Below are 17,173 nucleotides of genomic sequence, written 5' to 3' on the forward strand. Positions count from 1 at the left end.
CGGCCGCGGAGACGAGGAGAACGTCCATGCGACTGCGGATACTGGCGGCACTGCCGCTCGCGATGACCCTGGCGCTGACCGGGTGCGGCGGCGACGACGGCGACTCGGGAGGGGTGGCGTCGGCCGGCGGCGCGAAGCAGACCGCCGCGGCCGGGGGCGGCGGCGCGAAACCGGACCTGGACGCGATGGGCGTGAAGTTCGCCCAGTGCATGCGCGAGAACGGCGTCCAGATGGACGACCCCAAGCCCGGCCAGGGCATCCAGCTCAAGATCAAGAACGTCCCGAAGGAGACCGTGGACAAGGCGATGGAGGCGTGCCGGCAGTACAACCCGCAGGCCAACTCCACCGGGGCGCCGGACCCGCAGCAGCAGGAGCGGGGCCGCAAGTTCGCCGAGTGCATGCGCCAGAACGGCGTCGAGAAGTTCCCGGACCCCAAGCCCGGCCAGCGCGGCATCATGATCGACAAGAAGACGGTCGGGGACGACCCGGACCTTGAGCCGGCGCAGCAGAAGTGCCAGGACATCCTGCAGGGCGGGCGGAAGTGACGGGCGACGTCACCGTGGAGCCCGCCCCGCCGAAGCAGGATCGGGAGCGGAGGGTGCGCCGCCGCCGGCCCCGGTTGAAGATCGCGCTCAGCGTCGCGGTGCTGGTCGCCGCGGGCGGCGTGGGCGCGGTCGCGGCGTTCGGCGACGGCGGGGGCTCCGGCGGTGGGACGGCGACCGGCCTGCCGCCCGCCACCGCGAAGGTGACCAAGCAGACGCTCAAGGACGCCCAGACGGAAGACGGGCAGCTCGGCTACGGCCCGGCGTACACGGTGACGAGCCAGGCGAAGGGCACGCTGACCAAGCTCCCCGAGAGCGGCGACGAGATCACCCGGGGCCACGAGCTGTACGAGGTGGACGGCGCCCCGGTCGTGCTGATGTACGGGTCGAAGCCGTCGTACCGGCCGCTGCGGTCCGGCACGGAGGGCTCCGACGTGAAGCGGTTCGAGGCGAACCTCAGCGCGCTCGGCTACGACGGCTTCACCGTGGACGACGAGTACACCGAGGACACGGCCGACGCCGTCCGGGAATGGCAGGACGACATCGGCGTGGCGGAGACCGGGATCGTGGAGCTCGGACGGGTCGCGTACGCGGACGGGCCCGTCCGGGTCGACACCGTCCAGGCGAATCCGGGCGAACCGGCGGCGCCGGGGAAGAAGGTCCTCGACTACACCGGCACGGCGAAGGCCGTGACCGTCGAGCTCGACACGGCCGACCAGCGGATGGCGAAGGAAGGCGCCGCCGTGGAGGTGACGCTGCCCGAGAACCAGGCCGTCACCGCGAAGATCGACGAGGTCACGACGGTGATCGAGCCGGCCGAGCAGGGCGAGGAGCCGACGACGAAGGTGGAGGTCACGATCTGGCTGAGCTCCGCCAAGGCGAAGAAGGCCGCCGAGGGGTACGCGCTCGCGTCCGTCGACGTCACGTTCACCGCCGGGGAGCGCGAGGACGTGCTGACCGTGCCGGTGTCCGCGCTGGTCGCCCTGCGTGAGGGCGGGTTCGGCGTCGAGGTCGTCAAGGGCGGCGCGTCGTCGTACGTCCCGGTCGAGACGGGCCTGTTCGCGGACGGCAAGGTCGAGGTCTCCGGCCAGGGGATCGCCGAGGGCGTCCTCGTGGGGGTGCCGAAATGATCGATCTGCGGGACGTGACGAAGGAGTACTCCGGCGGCGTCCGCGCGCTGGCCGGGGTGTCGCTGCACATCGGCGCGGGCGAGCTGGTCGCGATCGTCGGGCCGTCCGGGTCGGGCAAGTCGACGATGCTGAACGTCCTCGGCACGCTGGACCGGCCGACGTCGGGGACCGTCCACATCGACGGGCACGACGTCGGACGGCTGCCGGACGCGAAGCTCTCGGCGCTGCGGGCGACCCGCATCGGGTTCGTCTTCCAGCACTTCCACCTGGCCGCCGGGACGCTCGCGATCGACAACGTCGCGGACGGCCTGCTCTACACCGGGCTCCGTCCGGCGGTGCGGCGCCGGAAGGCCGCGGCGGCGCTGGAGCGGGTCGGCCTCGGCCACCGGCTGGACCACGAGCCGCACGAGCTGTCCGGCGGCGAGCGGCAGCGCGTCGCGATCGCCCGGGCCGTGGCGGGCGAGCCGGCGCTGCTCCTCGCGGACGAGCCGACCGGCGCGCTCGACTCGGCGTCCGGCGAGGGCGTGATGGCGCTGCTCCGCGAGCTGCACGCCGCCGGGACCACCGTCGTCGTGATCACCCATGACCGGGAGATCGCGGGCAGCCTGCCCCGCCAGGTCCGGATGCGCGACGGCCTCGTCGTGGACGACACCGCGCTCACCGGGGCGGCGCTGTGACCGCCGGGCCGGGCGCCCCCGCGCGCCCCACGCCCCTGCAGCCGGCCCGGATGTGGCCTGGCGACGTCCTCAAGGTCGGCGCGGTCGGGCTGCGGACGCGTCCGATGCGGGCGTTCCTGTCCGCGCTCGGCATCGCGATCGGGATCGCGGCGATGGTCGCGGTCGTCGGGGTGTCCTCGTCGTCGCGCGCCGACCTCGACCGGGCGCTCGCCGCGCTCGGCACGAACCTGCTGACCGTCTCGCCCGGCAACACGCTGACCGGCGAGGAGGCGCAGCTCCCGCTCGAATCGGAGGCGATGGTCGGACGGATCGCGCCGATCCAGGAGGTCTCGTCCATCGGCCTCCTGGACGACGCGAAGGTGTACCGCACCGGCAAGATGCCCGAGACCGAGACCAAGGGGATCGCCGCCTACGCGGCCCGCACCGACCTGCGCGAGGCGATCGGCGCGGAGCTGCGCAGCGGCGTCTGGCTGAACGCCGCGACCGGCAGCTACCCGGCGACCGTCCTCGGGTCGGCCGCCGCGGAACGGCTCGGGATCGGCCACGCGGGGCCCGACGTCCAGGTCCTCATCGGCGGACGCTGGTTCACCGTCATCGGCATCCTCGACTCGGCGCCGCTCGCCCCCGAGCTGGACACCGCCGCGCTGATCGGCTGGCCCGCGGCGCAGGCCAGGCTCGGCTTCGACGGGCACCCGACGACGATCTACACCCGGTCGCAGGACGCGAGCGTCGAGGACGTCCGGGACGTGCTCGGCGCGACCGCCAACCCGGAGGCGCCGAACGAGGTCGAGGTGTCCCGCCCGTCGGACGCGCTGGCCGCGCGGAAGGCCGCGGGGGAGGCGTTCACCGGGCTGCTGCTCGGGCTCGGCGCGGTGGCGCTGCTGGTCGGCGGCGTCGGGGTGGCCAACACCATGGTCATCTCGGTGCTGGAGCGCCGCTCGGAGATCGGGCTGCGCCGCTCGCTCGGCGCGACCCGCGGCCAGATCCGCACGCAGTTCCTCGCCGAGTCGCTGCTGCTGTCCGCGCTGGGCGGTATCGGCGGCGCGGTCATAGGGGCGCTGGTGACGAGCATCTACGCGCTCTACCAGGGCTGGCCGGTGGTCATCCCGGCGTGGGCGGTGGCGGGCGGCGTGGCGGCCACCCTGGTCATCGGCGCGATGGCGGGGCTCTACCCGGCGATCCGGGCCTCCCGCCTCAGCCCCACCGAGGCGCTCGCCACGACCTGACGTGAATGGACGCGGCCGAACGGGTGAGAGTCCGTTCCATGGAGGAAGGGGACGGCGAGCCCGTCACGACCGTGGTCACCTGGGACGTCAAGCCGGGACGGGAACGCGACTTCGAGGAATGGGCGGAGGGCCTCCACCGGGCCGCGACCCGCTACCCCGGGCATCGGGGCGCGACGTGGCTGCGCGCCGAAGGGTCGCGGCACCGGTACTACACGGTGGTCAACTTCGCCGATCAGGAGCGGCTCGACCGGTGGATGACGTCCGGGGAGCGCGCGGAGTGGATCGACCGGGTCCACGGGATCGCCTCCGAGCACTACCGGGACACCACGGGCCTGGAGACGTGGTTCAACCTGCCGGGCGAGTCGGTTCCGGCGCCGTCCAAACTGAAGATGATCGCCGTCACGTTCGTCGCGGTGTACCCGCTGAGCCTCCTGCTGCAGGCGTTCGTCACGCCGCTGGCGACGTCGTGGCCGCTGCCGCTGAAGGCGCTGACGTTCCCGGTGATCGTGATCCCGCTGCTCACCGTGGTCGTCATGCCGGCGCTCAGCAGGCTGTTCCGGCGCTGGCTGTACCCGGTCAAGCGGGTGCACCGTCCGGCGAAACCCGGCCGGTGACCGGGCCTTCGCCGATCAGGCGAGCAGGTCGGCCAGCTCGCGGACGGCCTCCCGGAGCCGGTCGGCGAACACGGCCATCGCGTCCGCCACCGGGCACGGCGTGCTGAGGTAGACGTTGAGGCGGTCAGGGAGCAGCACGTAGGCGACGCCGATGCACCGCTCGGTCGTCGCCCCGAACCCGAAGTACCGGATGTTCGCGGACGGCGCCGAGCTGGTGCTCAGGTAGTCGTTGCGCATGACGAGCCAGCCGGGCGACTCGAACAGCGGCAGCGGTCCGGCGCCGCCGAGCTCCGCGCCGCGCCGCTCGTGGATCAGCTGCAGCTCCCACAGGTGCTGCTCGGGCGCCTGCCCGGCCTGGCACTCCTTCGCGCGCCGGACATGGGCGTCGGCGGCGGCGCGGAACGCGTCCCGGCGGATCGTGCGGCCGCTGCCGGGATCGTCCATGATCTCGGCGAAGTGCACCGCCTCGGGCGTGACGACGCGCATGGCCTCGGTGCGGCCGTTGCGGTACTGGCGGGTCGCGATCGACTCGTAGGTGGCGCCGACGAAGCCCTTCGCGCGCTTGTGGGCGAGCTGGTACGCCATCTGGACGAACGCGTCCGGCGACATCTTCAGCCGCTTGATCGCGTCGGCGCCGAAGCCGTCGAACGACACGGTCGTCGTGGCTGTCGCGGCGCCGTACGCGGCGAACGAGGACGCGGCGTCGCGGATGTCGCGCCGCAGCTCGTCGTCCAGGACGAACTCGATCGGCTCGATGAAGGGGAGCCCCTGCGACTTCGCGCCCGACCGCTGCGACAGGACGGCGGGCGGCGTGCCGAGCAGCGCGTCGACGAAGCTGAGGATCGTGGTGCCGTCCAGCTCGCAGTGCTCGACGTTGATCCCGGCCGTCCCGTCCGCGAACACGATGAACGACACCGCCTTGTCGAACCAGCGGTTGCCGCTGTCGCCGTGCAGGAGGTGGTCGCAGGCGTCGAGGGTGTTCTTGGGCGTGAAGTCCTCCAGGCAGACGCAGAACAGGGCCGTCTCGACGTCGTCGAGCGCCTCCGCGTTGCGCGGATCGGCGGCGAGGAGCGCCGCGCGGCTCTCCGCCCACTCGGCGCGGGCCTTGGTGGTGAGGTGCCCGGCGGACGGCTCGGGCGCCGCCTCCGCCTTCATGATCGTGCCGAGGCCGGCGGTCAGCTCGTCCAGCGTGTGGGGGCGCCCGCCGGGGCCGAGCACGTCCATCCGGATCACGTTGTTCCGGTAGAACACCACGATGTGGCGGGCCTGCGACGGACCCGGCCATTCGTCGGTGTACGGGGCGCGGACGGTGTCCTGCCGGACGCCCGGGATGCGCGTCGTGGAGAACAGGAACCTGTTCTGCGCCATCGACAGCGGGCGGCCGCGCTGCACGACGGGCGGGACGAGTTCGCCGTCCAGCCGCAGCTTGTAGTCCAGCGCGCCGGCGATGAGCCCGGCCGCGCGCTCCACCTGGTCTTCGGCCGTCTCCCGGAACAGGAAGAAGAAGTTGGCGTTCAGCGCGATCCGGTCGCGTCGGCCCAGGTAGCGGTACGGCCAGAACGTGTCGAGCCAGCTGTGCACGCCCTCGGACGCGTCATAGCGCTCCAGCGCCGCCTGCAGCTTGCGGCCGGGCCCGTCCGGGCGGGCGAAGTCGGCCAGCGCCGCCTCGGTCCGCGCCCGCTCGTCCTCGGTCAGCAGCGGCGCGCACCACTCCATGAACCGCCGGCACGTCGCGTCGAGCGTGGGCAGCGGCACGCGCGGCAGGGCGGCCTCGTTGCCGAAGGTGCGGGACGAGAGTTCTTCGCTGGCGTTCAAATCAATCCTCGTTGTCGGTCATTGGTCGGCGTCGCTCATTGGTCGGAATCGGTCATCGGTCGGTCGGCCGCGAGATGTAGAGCCGCGCGTAGAACCAGCCGCCGGTCTCCAGGCCCGACGGGTCGACGCCGACGTCCGCCAGGCGGTCCAGGACCAGCGACTGCTCCTCCGGTGTCGCGAACCGCCGCTGCCTGAACAGCCCGCCCCGCCGGACGGTCTCGTACCCGGCGGCGGCGAGGGTCTCGGCGACCGCGTCGAACGGGAACATCCGCAGCACGAAATGCGCCATCCACGGGCGCCGTTCCCCGTGCGCGCCGACGACCCGGGAAATGGTGCGCTCGGTGACGTATCCGAGGCAGCCGGTGGAGATGACCAGGTCGGTCCCAGAGAGTTGCGCGCGCTGTTCGTCGGTCGGGTCGCCGTTCTCCAGATCGGCGTGGACGGCGCCGTCCAGGAATCCGGCCTCGAGCGCATAGGAAAGTGCTTCCTCCGAGGCGTCCAGGCCGAGGAACCGCACACGGTTTTCACCTTCAACGGAACGGACCAACTCCCGGTCGCGGGCCAGCAGCGTTCCGCGCGTGTGCCGATGGGCGTCGCGGCCGCTGTAGCGATCGTACAGGTCGCCCATGGTGATGCCGTATTTCACCAGGGCCGCATTGATGCCATAGGAGCAGCCGATATCCAGAACGGTCGGGACCGGCACCTGATGCGCCTCCCGGTATTCGGCGATGAGCCCGCGGAAGTGCGGTTTGGCCAGTTCCGGGATGTTGTAGTCGAGGTCGCGGAGCGTGGAGAAGTAGGCGCGGGGATCGGGCCGCGTGTAGATGTGGCCGAGCGAGATCTTCCCGGTCGTGTCGACGCGCACGGAGGTCCTCCGAGTCGGGTTGGTCGAGCCAGTCGTGCCGGTCGGGTCGGTGGGGACGGCCCCGGGCTAGTCGAGGAGCCGGTCGACCCGGACGGCGCGTCCCTCCGCCGCCAGATGCTCGGGCAGGACGCGGCCGAACAGCTGCCGCGTCCGGGCGACGCTGCCGACGACCCCGGGGCGCTCGCTGTAGGCGAAGATCGCCGTGTGCCGGGCCGTCCTCCCGGTGACGGTGCTCACCCGGTGCAGCGCGTACCGTCCCTGGAAAAGCTGCAGGTCACCGGGCCGTAGCGTGAGCCGCCGGACGAGGTCGCCGCCCTGCCCGGTCAGCACCCGGCGGACGTCGCCGAAGTTCTCCGACTCCGCCGTCCGGATGCCGGGGCAGTACTCGAAGACGCCGCCGTCCTCGGCCTCCTGCGTGAGCATGCTCACCGTGAACTCGTTGGTGTCGAAATGCCAGGGATGCTCCATCCCCGGGTTGACGACGTTGAGGCACAGCCCCGACAGCGGGTCGGCGAGCTCGTGCACGCGCGGCAGCCCGAAGCAGGCCGCCACGAACCGCTGGAAGAGCCCGCTCGAATACAGCCGGTGGACGATGAGGTCCTCGGGGATGCGGTCGCGGGGGACGAACGCGTTGCCCCGCTCGACCGTGATCCGGCCCGGGTGATCGTCCGGCAATGGAGTGCGGACGTCGATGTTGTAGGCGTTGACGGTTTCGACGTCATAATGCGCGTGCGGCGCGATCGCCGCGCATTCCGCGCGCAGCGCGTCCCGCAATGGCGCGCGAATGAAGTCGGGCAGGACGCAGCATCCCGATTTCGCCAGCTCGTCCCGGGTCCGCGAAACGACGGCGCGCCATCCGCCGCCGCCGGGTTCCGTCAGCGGATAGCGCTCCGTGTCGATCACCCGGCCGAGAGCATCCGCTGCGCCCATGAGGATCCTTCCGCGTCGGCGAACCTCAGACGGGTTTTAGCACAATCCATCGGACAATTCCTGGCAGCGCCTTCCGGAATGTTCGGCAGAAAGCGATAAGGCGGGCCCGTGACCTGTGCCTTCGGACGCGCCCTGACGCTCCCCGGCCAGCCCGCCCGCCGCCGCCCCTGTGGCCCATCTCACCTGCCCGCGCGGGACCCCGGCGGGTCGCCCGGCCGGTCAGGGGTGGCGATCGGCGGGACGATCCGCGAACCTTTCCTCACGCAGCGGCGTCAGCGTCCTGTGGAACATGAGCGAGGAAGTTCAGGGAGCGCGGGATGGACTGGCGGCTGGCGGAATTCACCGAGGACCGTGAACTCGGACGCGGAGCGCAGGGACGGGTCGTCCTCGCCCACCACACCCAGTCGGGCACGCCCGTCGCGATCAAGTACCTCGTGCAGGGCGATCCGGGGGCGGTCGCGGCGCTGCGGTCCGAGGCGCAGATGCTCGGCCGGCTGACGAGCCCGTACGTGGCGCGCCTCTACCGGTTCACCGAGAGCGAGCACGGCGCAGCGATCGTGATGGAGGCGATCAACGGCGCGTCGCTGAAGGAGGTGCTGCGCGAGCACGGGAGGCTCGCCCCGGAGGCGGCGCTGCTCGTCCTGAAGGGCTCGCTGCTCGGGCTCGCCGCCGCGCACGCGGTCGGCGTCGTCCACCGCGACTACAAGCCGGCGAACGTCGTGGTGCAGCCCGACGGGCTCAGCAAGCTGGTCGACTTCGGCGTCGCCGTGCTGGCCGGGCAGGGCTCGTCCGCCCGGACGCCCGTGTACATGGCGCCGGAGCAGTGGCGCGGGGAGGCGTCCTCGCCCTCCACCGACGTCTACGCGGCGACCTGCGTGTTCTACGAATGCGTGACGGGACGGCGGCCGTTCGCCGCCGCCGAGCGGGCGGTGCTGATGAACCAGCACCTCACCGGGCCCGTCGACGTCGCGGACGTGCCGGAGCCGCTGCGCCCGCTCGTCCTGCGGGGCATGGCGAAGGACCCGGGGGAGCGGCCGCTCGGCGCAGCCTCGTTCGTGACCATGCTGGAGTCCGCCGCGGCCGCCGCGTACGGGGGCGACTGGGAGCAGCGGGGCGTCCGCGCTCTGGCGGCGGCCGCCGCCGCGCTGGCCGCGCTGTTCCCGCTCGCGGCGCTCACGCTCCCGGGGGCGGCGTCCGCCACGGCGGGGACGGCGGGCGCAGCGGGGACGGCGGGCGCGGCCGGGACGGCGGGCGCGAGCGGCGCCGCCGGAACGAGCGGCACCGTGGGAGCGTCGGTGAGCAAGGGCTTCCTCGCCACGACCGCGGGCAAGGGCGCGATGGCCGCCGCCGGAGCCGCGGTCGTCGCCACGACGGCGGGCGGCGTCTACGTCGCGCAGGACGATACGAAGCCGGCCCCCGCCCCCGTCGCGGTCGTGACCATGGCCTCCGACACCCGGACGATCACCGGCGGCAGGACGCCGATCGAGCTCCAGAACGCGAGCTTCCCGACCGTCAGCGGCCTGCGCGACCCGGCCCTGGAACGCCGGATCAACGCCGAGCTGCGCGGCCCGATCGACCGCCTGATCGCGATGGCGCGGGCGAGCTCGGCCGAGGTCAACTGCCAGGGGAAACCCGTGAAGCTGGGCGTGCAGACCAGGCTCGGGCTCCGCGGCCCGCGGCTGGTGTCCGTCCGCTACTTCCAGCTCACCGACTGGTGCCAGCAGGCGGACGGGTCGCCCGGCGGCGAGGTCGTCACCGTCGACCTGCGCACCGGCCGCAGGCTCACCAACGCCGACGTGTTCCGTCCCACCGCGCTGACGGACGCGGGCGTGACCCGGATCCGCTCGCTAGTCGCGCAGCACCCGGTCGGCGGCGAGCGCCGGTGGGATCACTGCAGCCCCGACGGGCGGTTCAAGCGCTCCGACTTCCTGCCCGGCGAGGCCCGCATTCCGGGGGCGCAGGCGACTCCGCCGACCCTGAGCGCGTTCTTCACGCCCGCCGAGTTCCAGCTCTCCTACCTCGCCGGCGGCAGCGACGGCTGCGGCAACCTGAACTTCGGGGCCGCGTACGCGACCGTCCGCGAGCTGCTGAAGCCCGAGATCGCGGCGATGCTGCCCGCCGCGCCGTCCCCGACCCGCAGCTGACCTGCGCCTCTGACCTGGAGGCCGGCGACATGGGCGCGGCCACAGTGGGTATGCCGATCCGAATGAGGGCAGGCAGGGAGCGGATGACGCGGGACGGCGACCGATGCTGAGAGAGCTCGTGGCGGCCAGCCACCTGATGTCGATGGAGCAGCTGCCGGCCGCCGTGGCCCGGCACGCAGCGGACGCGGGCCTGCACGACGTGGTGATCTACATGGCGGACCTGCAGCAGACCGTGCTGCGCCTGCTCACCGGCAAGGGCGAGGACGCGGGGCAGGACCCGGGGCCGGAAGCCGCCGACCTGAAGATCGACGGCACCATCGCGGGCCGGGCGTTCCAGACCGTGGAGCCGGTGACCGGCCAGGTGTTCGAGGACGGCACCTGCCAGTACTGGATGCCGATCCTCGACGGGTCCGAGCGGATCGGGGTGCTCCGGGCCACCATCCGCCAGAACGACGACCGCGCCAAGGACGACGCCGAGTACCTGGCCGGCCTGGTCGCGCTGATGATCGTCAGCAAGGGGCCGTACAGCGACTCGCTCTCCCGGCTGGTGCGCACCAGGGAGATGACGGTGTCGGCGGAGATGCAGTGGCGGCTCCTCCCCCCGATGACCTTCGCCAACGATCAGGTCGTGATCGGCGCCGCGCTGGAACCGGCGTACAAGCTCGGCGGCGACACCTTCGACTACGCGCTGGCCGGCGACACCGTGCACCTGGCGATCTTCGACGCGATGGGGCACGACACCACCGCCGGGCTGACGTCCTGCCTCGCGACCGCCGCCTGCCGCAACAGCCGGCTCCACAAGGCGAACCTCGTCGAGACGGGGCGGGCGATCGAGCAGGTTCTGCTCGACCAGGACGGCGACGGACGGTTCGTCACCGCCGTCCTGATGGAGCTCGACCTCCTCTCGGGCGTCGTGTCGTGGATCTCGCACGGCCACCCCGCGCCGGTGGTCATCCGCGCGGGGCGCTGGGTGACCTCGCTGGAATGCCGTCCCGGCGCGCCGCTCGGCACGGGGCTCGGCGTGGACCCGGAGCTGTGCAGCGAGCAGCTCCAGCCCGGCGACCGGATCCTGCTCTACACCGACGGCATCGTGGAGGCCCGCGACCCGGACAAGCGGGAGTTCGGCCTGGACCGGTTCACCGACTTCATCATCAAGCGCGAGGCCGACGGGCTGCCCGTCCCCGAGACGCTGCGGCGGCTCGTCCGCAGCATCCTCGAACACCACGAGGGACGCCTGGACGACGACGCCACCGTCCTCATCCTGGAATGGCACGGCCCGTCCGCGACCTCGAGGGACGCCATGGAACCGATGCAGCAGACCTGACGCCGAACGCCGGGCACCCCCGCGACGGGGATGCCCGGCGTTCGTCCGGGCGTGATCAGGGACCGGTCATCGACCCGGGCGCGGGGCCCTGCACGTACCGGACGGCCCACCGCACGAGCCCGCGGCCCACCCCGTACAGGATCAGCGCGACACCGGCCAGCGGCAGCACGAGCAGGACGATCTGCAGCCCGGAGGTGACGAGCTCGAGCACCCCGGCGCCGTGCGCGGCCTCGGACGCGAGCCGCCGCATCATCCACCAGTCCTTGGCGACCAGCTCGGGGACCTGGCTGAGGATGAGGCCGATCTGGAAGACGAGCACCGGTATGACGGTCAGCACCCAGAGCGTGACGAAGATCTGCGGCCAGCGCTTGAGGTCGTCCAGCTGCGCGTCGCGGGGGCGGCGCAGCAGCGTCCGGCGCAGGATCGGCCCGATGTACTTGAACAGGTCGGGGATGCCGATCAGGTCGGACATGATGTAGTACCCGTCGAACCGCAGCGTCGGCAGGAGCTGCTGGAACATCTGCAGGTTGACGTACAGGACGGTGACGAGCAGCGGCTCGAACCCCGTCTGGTGGTACGCCAGCGCCAGCCCGACGATGAAGATCGCGTTGAAGTAGACGCCGGCGAGGTCGGCGCGGAGCCGCCCGCCGCGGCCGAGCCGGTACGACTCGGTGATGTCGGTGTAGAACGCCGGCCAGACGAGGTAGATGCCGCAGCCCATGACGCCGGGCCGGACGCCGCCGTACCGGCAGGCGCTGGCGTGCCCGAACTCGTGGAACGCGACCGACGCGACACCGAGCGCCATGACCAGCAGGATGCTGACCGGGTTGAGGATCGTGGCCGCGAACGCGTCCGCCACCGACCCGGTGGTGAGCATCCACGCCTCGCCGGCCACGAACGCGGCGAGCATCAGCGCCAGCACCACCGGCCGGAACAGCCAGGCGAACAGGCCGCCGACGAACCAGGTGAACGACTCGGGGAACACCGCGATCCGCCACTTCAGCGCGAGGAACGGGTCGGCCTTGACCGACGTGGGCTCCGTGCCGTCGCTGTAGGTGGTGACGCCGAGCGGGGCGAGCTTTTGGTCGGCCAGGTAGACGATCTGCTCCGCGGTGAGCCGCGCGCCCGCCTCCTCGCTGACCGTCCCGGCGACCCGGTCGAGGGCCTGCGCGACGTCGGCGCCCGCGAGCTCGCGGTGCTCCCGCAGCGCCTTGGCGACGATGTACAGCAGCGGCGGCAGCCGGACGAGCTGGCCGTTCGGCAGCCGGACGAGCTGAGGCGGCTCCCGGTATCCGGAGTTCTTGAACTCGCCGAGGAGTTCCGCGCCGTCGACGAGCCTGGGCAGGGTGAGGGCCGCGGGCGGGCCGGCGCCGTCCACGGACGGTGTGGTGGGGGTGCCCATCAGTGCTGCTGGACGACGGTGCCGGGAACGCAGGTCAGGGAAGAGTACGGCGCCTGCGCGAACAGGCCCGTGCCGAGAAGGCCGGCGGTGCCGGGGGAGTGCGTCGCCTGGCAGGCGTACACGATCGTGGTGCTGCCGTCGTCGCCGCCGAGCGGCACGGCGGCGGACAGCAGGAGCCGCCCGGGGAGGACCTCGGGGACGAGCCGGTCCAGGTCCGCGTAGCTGACGGTATGAGGGTGCGTTTCGCTCATCGGTTCGCTTTCGCTTTGTCCGGAAAGAGGGGGAAGGGCTGGCGGGAGAACGCCAGCCCTTCCCAAGCGGGCCGAGGCCCGCTGTTACGCCGTGCCGGATCAGTGGTCCGACGCGACCACCGTGCTGCTGGCGCAGGTGAACGAGGAGGTCGGGTTGTTGGAGCTGAGCCCCAGCGCGCCGACGAGCCCGCCCTGCGGGTTGTTGTTGACCGCCTGGCAGTTCGGCACGACCGCGGTGGTGCCGCTGTCGCTGCCGCCGTGGCCGTGGCCGTGGCCGTGGTTGAGGTTGAAGTTCTCGTTCTCGTTGTCGTCGCCGCCACCGACGAGGAGGGTGGACAGAACGGCGCGCTCCGGCAGGACCTCGCCGGTCAGCTTGTCCAGCTCGCTGTAGCTGAAGGACTTCATGTGGTTCCTTTTCTCCCTTGTCACGCCCGGTTCTCAAGGTGGATACCGGATGTCCCTTTCCACGCCTCAGGTCGAGGCGAGGTAGCTCTACGTATAGCAGATGTCACTGACAGTGGCCAAGTAAGGCCCCGCCAGGCCCGCCGTGGCGCCCGGCAGTCCGGGGGCGGCACGGGCGCACGGCCTGCAAGGGGCGCTGACCAGGAAGGACAGAAAATGGCCGGCGACCTAGTCGACCTTCTCGGATACCGAGCCTGACCATGTCTTGACGATTCGGCCCGTCCGGACGGGTAGGCGAGCCGACATGGAATTCGGATACACACTGCTCTGCGAGCAGACGCCGCCCAAGCAACTCGTCGCCGACCTGGTGGAGGCGGAGGAGGCCGGCTTCGGCTACTCGGTCATCTCCGATCACTATTTCCCGTGGCTGGAGGACCAGGGCCACTCGGCCTACGCCTGGTCGGTGCTCGGCGCGCTCGCCCAGGCCACCCACCGCATCCCGCTGATGACGTTCGTGACCTGCCCGATCATGCGCTACCACCCGGCGGTGGTGGCGCAGAAGGCCGCCACGATGGGCGTCCTGTCCGACGGCCGGTTCACGCTCGGCCTCGGCTCGGGCGAGAACCTGAACGAGCACGTCGTCGGCCGCGGCTGGCCCTCGGTGGACGTCCGGCACGAGATGTTCGAGGAGGCCGTCGAGATCATCAGGGCGCTGTTCGGCGGCGACTACGTCAACTACCGCGGCCGGCACTTCACCGTCGACTCCGCGAAACTGTACGACCTGCCCGACCGCCCCGTCCCGATCGGCATGGCCGCCTACGGCCCCCGCGCCGGCCGCCTCGCCGCCCGCCACGCCGACCTCCTCATCTCAGACCAGCCCGTGGGCAACGTCGTCGACCTCTTCCACAAGGAGGGCGGCGCAGGCAAACCCGTCTACGGCCAGATCCCCGTCGCTTACGGCGACGACTACGACGAGTGCGTCCAGCGCGCCCACCGCATCTGGAGGTTCTCGGCCCCCGCCTGGAAGGTGATGGCCGAACTCCCAGGCCCGGTCAACTTCGAGGCCGCCGCCGGGACCGTCCGTCCCGAAGACGTCGCCAAGTCGGTCCCCTGCGGCAACAACGTGGACGACTACGTCCAGGCCGTCCAGCAGTGGGCCGACGCAGGCTTCACCCACATCTCCTTCTGCCAATCGGGCCCAGACCACCAAAAAGACTTCCGCACCTGGGCCGAAGCAGACCTCCTCCCCACCCTCCGCCAACACTTCCCCTAGACACGCCAAGCGCCGTCAAGGCCTGCGAACCGCCCTCACCGCCGGGATTGGCCGAGGGGCTAACTGCGTGTCGCTGGCGCAGGTGGACGTCGACGACCCGGACGGCCCGCGGGCGATGCCGTGGATGACGGCCAGGCAGGCGCTGAACGCGAGCGGGGCGGGTGACGCCGCGTCACCGGCCGTGTCGCCTTTATTGCATTGATTGTCAATGCTTGCGGCTTCGATGGCGGGAACAGTAGTTTCTTCGGCGGGCGGGAGTGCCGCGCCCTGCGCTCGATCACAGGGTGTCGCGGTCGGCTGGGGAGCGCATGAAGAAACGTACGGACAGGAAGATCGCCATCGCGGGGACGGCGGCGGCGGTCGTGCTGTTGCCCGCCGTCATGGTCGGCCTCGCGCAGGCGGGCGTCGGCGTGCCGAAGGAGCGGTCGGAGGGCCGGGGGAACGCCGAGCCGGTCCCGTCCTTCGGGCCCCCGACCAAGCCCGGGTCCACCCCTTCGCCGAAGCTGCCCCGCGTCCCGCCGGGCACCAACCCGTTCAAGACGGGCGACGGGTCGCCCAGCCCCGACGACCCCGACACCAACGCGGCCGGTCGCGCCACGAGGCCGCGTCTGCCGGGCGGGGCCGGGTCCGGCGGGTACCTCAAGGCGCCCGACGGTGCCGCCATCAGCAGCGTCAAGAGGCTGAGCGCGCGGCAGTTCGACGTCACGATCGCGTCCCCGGCGCTGGGCGCCAAGGTGAAGACGCGCGTCATGGTCCCGAAGGGATGGACGGCGAGGAGCAGCAGGTCGTGGCCCGTCGTGTACGCCTACCACGGCGGCAACGACACCTACGGATCCTGGACGCACGACTCCGACATCGAGAAGACCGCGGGCTCGTACGACGTGATGGTCGTCATGCCCGAAGGCGGCTTCAAAGGCTCGTACACGAACTGGTGGAACGGCGGCAAGGGCGGCATCCCGGAATGGGAGACCTTCCACATCGACGAGGTCATTCCGTTGATGGAACGCAATTTCGGCGCCGGGTCGATGCGCGCCGCGATCGGGCTGTCGTCCGGCGGGCAGGGCGCCATCACCTATGCCGAACGACGTCCCGGGGTTTTCAGGTACGCCGCGTCCTACAGCGGGTCGCTCAACATCACCGCGCCCGGCATGCCCGCCATCCTGACGTCGATGAACCGGGAGGCGGGCACCGCGATCTGGGGCGACCCGATCACCGCGCGGGAGAACTGGCGGGCGCACGACGCGACTGTGATGGTGTCGAAGCTGAAAGGCACCGGCGTCTACGTCTCGTCCGGCAACGGGCAGCCCGGCCCCTACGACGACCCCAACACTGTGCCGTGGCATGCGGGACGCATCGGCGAGCAGCTCGCCGGGGTGATGACGACGAACTTCGTCCGGGCCGCCAGGGAAGCGGGCGTCCCCGTCACCGCGAGCCTCTACGGGCCAGGCATGCACAACTGGAAGTACTGGCAGCGCGAGCTGGACCGGAGCTGGCCCGCCATCGCCGCCGCCATCGGCGCCCGCAAGTCCTGACCTGCCGAATGGCCGAATCGCGAGCGCCGACCCCCCGCGCCCTGTGACGATGGACGGCATGACGGGTAGTGATGGTGCGGCTCTCGCCGGTGATCTGCCCCCTTTGCTGTCGGCCGCGTCGTCGCCGGCGTGGCTCGGCGAGGTGCGCGCGCAGCGGACCCACCCGCTCGTGCTCTGGTACGGGCCCACGTACGGAGTGATGGAACGGGTCCACGGCGGCTGGATGATGTCGGGGATGGAGCGGATGACGCCGCAGGACGCCCGCGACTCCCTCGCCTGGTGGTTCCGGAACATGGCCCGGACCGCCACCGCGTCCTCAGCCGCCGACCGCGACGAATACCGGGAAGGGGCCGCACGCCTCGAACGCGGTCGTCCGGACGAGCTGACCGTCGCCGGGCGCGTGTTCCGCGTCGTCCGCGCCGACCGGTTCTGCCGCTTCGGGGTGGACGGCCCCGAGCCGCCCCGCCCCACCGACCCCGACGACCTGCCCGAGCCACGCACGCGCCGCGACGCCCACCGGTTCGACCACGGGCTGCTCCCGCCCGCGCTAGCGCCCGGATCGCCGGAACTGCTCGGGGAACGGTGGGAGAACGTCCCCGAAGGGCCGATCGTCCCGCCCGAGGTGACCCGCGACGCCCGCCGCGCGCTCGCCACCCATCCGCGCGTCGCCCGGCTCGCCGCCCGGTTCGCCGCCGCCGAGAAGGAGAACGGGACGTGGCCGCCGCACGGCCCGTTCCTGCACAGCCCCGCCTGCGTCCGCGACCACCTGGCCGCCTACTTCGACACGATCGTGCCGATGATGCTGCCGTCGTCGCCGGACGTCCTCGCCGAGTACCGGGCCGCCGCCGGCCTGCTCCGCGACGGGACGCGCCGCGCCGAGGTCACCGTCCTCGGACGCCGGTTCCGCGTCATCCGCTTCGAGTACGTCGTCCGGGTCGGGCCGGACGGGCCCGAGCGCCCGCGCCCGTCCGACCACGACCCCGAAGAGCCCTTCACCTCCGACCCCGAGGAAGCGCACGGCCTGGGGATCACCGACGACGAGTGAG

General features: G+C 71.8%; 17 protein-coding genes. 11 read left to right on the top strand and 6 right to left on the bottom strand.

The window, feature by feature from the left end; all coding sequences use genetic code 11:
• The first annotated feature begins 26 nt into the window (after nucleotides 1-26).
• Genes E1287_RS03725 through E1287_RS03745 form a run of 5 tightly spaced genes read left to right on the top strand, consistent with a single transcriptional unit; the run spans nucleotide 27 to nucleotide 4,189 of the window.
• On the top strand, nucleotides 27-545 hold the full coding sequence (locus E1287_RS03725; protein WP_131963377.1) for a hypothetical protein: 519 nt from the start codon (nucleotides 27-29) through the stop codon (nucleotides 543-545).
• On the top strand, nucleotides 542-1,672 hold the full coding sequence (locus E1287_RS03730) for a peptidoglycan-binding protein (protein WP_131963378.1): 1,131 nt from the start codon (nucleotides 542-544) through the stop codon (nucleotides 1,670-1,672). Before E1287_RS03725 ends, E1287_RS03730 begins: the two co-directional genes overlap by 4 nt.
• Nucleotides 1,669-2,349 carry an ABC transporter ATP-binding protein gene (locus E1287_RS03735; protein WP_131963379.1) on the top strand — a complete coding sequence of 227 codons (681 nt, stop codon included), beginning with the start codon at nucleotides 1,669-1,671 and terminating at the stop codon, nucleotides 2,347-2,349. The genes E1287_RS03730 and E1287_RS03735 overlap by 4 nt, the downstream gene beginning before the upstream one ends.
• Before the next feature lie 50 nt (nucleotides 2,350-2,399).
• Nucleotides 2,400-3,575 (top strand): ABC transporter permease, encoded by a 1,176-nt coding sequence (locus tag E1287_RS03740; RefSeq protein ID WP_131963380.1) that lies wholly within the window; start codon nucleotides 2,400-2,402, stop codon nucleotides 3,573-3,575.
• Between the two features lie 38 nt (nucleotides 3,576-3,613).
• A complete protein-coding gene (locus E1287_RS03745) occupies nucleotides 3,614-4,189 on the top strand; it encodes an antibiotic biosynthesis monooxygenase (protein ID WP_131963381.1) in 576 nt (191 codons plus the stop codon).
• Between the two features lie 15 nt (nucleotides 4,190-4,204).
• On the opposite strand, the gene E1287_RS03750 is transcribed toward E1287_RS03745, so the two are convergent.
• The 3 genes from E1287_RS03750 to E1287_RS03760 all read right to left on the bottom strand — a co-directional run bounded on the left by E1287_RS03750 (nucleotide 4,205) and on the right by E1287_RS03760 (nucleotide 7,799).
• The gene (locus tag E1287_RS03750; protein WP_131963382.1) at nucleotides 4,205-6,004 is read right to left on the bottom strand and encodes a choline/carnitine O-acyltransferase; all 1,800 of its coding nucleotides are present in this window, start codon (nucleotides 6,002-6,004) and stop codon (nucleotides 4,205-4,207) included.
• A gap of 52 nt (nucleotides 6,005-6,056) precedes the next feature.
• The gene (locus E1287_RS03755) at nucleotides 6,057-6,869 is read right to left on the bottom strand and encodes a class I SAM-dependent methyltransferase (protein ID WP_165968865.1); all 813 of its coding nucleotides are present in this window, start codon (nucleotides 6,867-6,869) and stop codon (nucleotides 6,057-6,059) included.
• A gap of 66 nt (nucleotides 6,870-6,935) precedes the next feature.
• On the bottom strand, nucleotides 6,936-7,799 hold the full coding sequence (locus E1287_RS03760) for an arpA protein (RefSeq protein WP_131963383.1): 864 nt from the start codon (nucleotides 7,797-7,799) through the stop codon (nucleotides 6,936-6,938).
• A gap of 317 nt (nucleotides 7,800-8,116) precedes the next feature.
• Here E1287_RS03760 and E1287_RS03765 point away from each other — a divergent pair, with 317 nt between their 5' ends.
• Nucleotides 8,117-9,943, top strand: coding sequence for a serine/threonine-protein kinase (locus tag E1287_RS03765; protein WP_131963384.1), 1,827 nt, complete (start codon nucleotides 8,117-8,119; stop codon nucleotides 9,941-9,943).
• Between the two features lie 103 nt (nucleotides 9,944-10,046).
• Nucleotides 10,047-11,267, top strand: a complete 1,221-nt coding sequence (locus E1287_RS03770) for a PP2C family protein-serine/threonine phosphatase (RefSeq protein ID WP_131963385.1) — start codon at nucleotides 10,047-10,049, stop codon at nucleotides 11,265-11,267.
• 55 nt (nucleotides 11,268-11,322) lie between these two features.
• Here the strand turns inward: E1287_RS03770 and E1287_RS03775 are convergent, their stop codons facing one another.
• The 3 genes from E1287_RS03775 to E1287_RS03785 form a co-directional block, all read right to left on the bottom strand.
• Nucleotides 11,323-12,669, bottom strand: coding sequence for a hypothetical protein (locus E1287_RS03775; protein ID WP_131963386.1), 1,347 nt, complete (start codon nucleotides 12,667-12,669; stop codon nucleotides 11,323-11,325).
• On the bottom strand, nucleotides 12,669-12,920 hold the full coding sequence (locus tag E1287_RS03780; RefSeq protein WP_131963387.1) for a hypothetical protein: 252 nt from the start codon (nucleotides 12,918-12,920) through the stop codon (nucleotides 12,669-12,671). Before E1287_RS03780 ends, E1287_RS03775 begins: the two co-directional genes overlap by 1 nt.
• Nucleotides 12,921-13,019: 99 nt before the next feature.
• Entirely contained in the window at nucleotides 13,020-13,325 is a 306-nt protein-coding gene (locus tag E1287_RS03785; protein ID WP_131963388.1) for a hypothetical protein, read from the bottom strand.
• 301 nt (nucleotides 13,326-13,626) lie between these two features.
• Between E1287_RS03785 and E1287_RS03790 the strand changes: the two genes are divergently transcribed.
• From E1287_RS03790 to E1287_RS03800, 4 genes are all read left to right on the top strand, one after another.
• Nucleotides 13,627-14,595, top strand: coding sequence for a TIGR03557 family F420-dependent LLM class oxidoreductase (locus E1287_RS03790; RefSeq protein ID WP_131963389.1), 969 nt, complete (start codon nucleotides 13,627-13,629; stop codon nucleotides 14,593-14,595).
• Between the two features lie 67 nt (nucleotides 14,596-14,662).
• Nucleotides 14,663-14,797, top strand: coding sequence for a hypothetical protein (locus E1287_RS46225; protein WP_279503112.1), 135 nt, complete (start codon nucleotides 14,663-14,665; stop codon nucleotides 14,795-14,797).
• A 106-nt stretch (nucleotides 14,798-14,903) separates the two neighbouring features.
• Nucleotides 14,904-16,127 (top strand): alpha/beta hydrolase family protein, encoded by a 1,224-nt coding sequence (locus tag E1287_RS03795; protein WP_131963390.1) that lies wholly within the window; start codon nucleotides 14,904-14,906, stop codon nucleotides 16,125-16,127.
• A gap of 58 nt (nucleotides 16,128-16,185) precedes the next feature.
• Nucleotides 16,186-17,172 (top strand): DUF5954 family protein, encoded by a 987-nt coding sequence (locus tag E1287_RS03800; RefSeq protein WP_131963391.1) that lies wholly within the window; start codon nucleotides 16,186-16,188, stop codon nucleotides 17,170-17,172.
• Nucleotide 17,173: the final 1 nt, after the last annotated feature.

The organism is Actinomadura sp. KC06 (assembly GCF_004348735.1).
GTDB lineage: Bacteria > Actinomycetota > Actinomycetes > Streptosporangiales > Streptosporangiaceae > Spirillospora.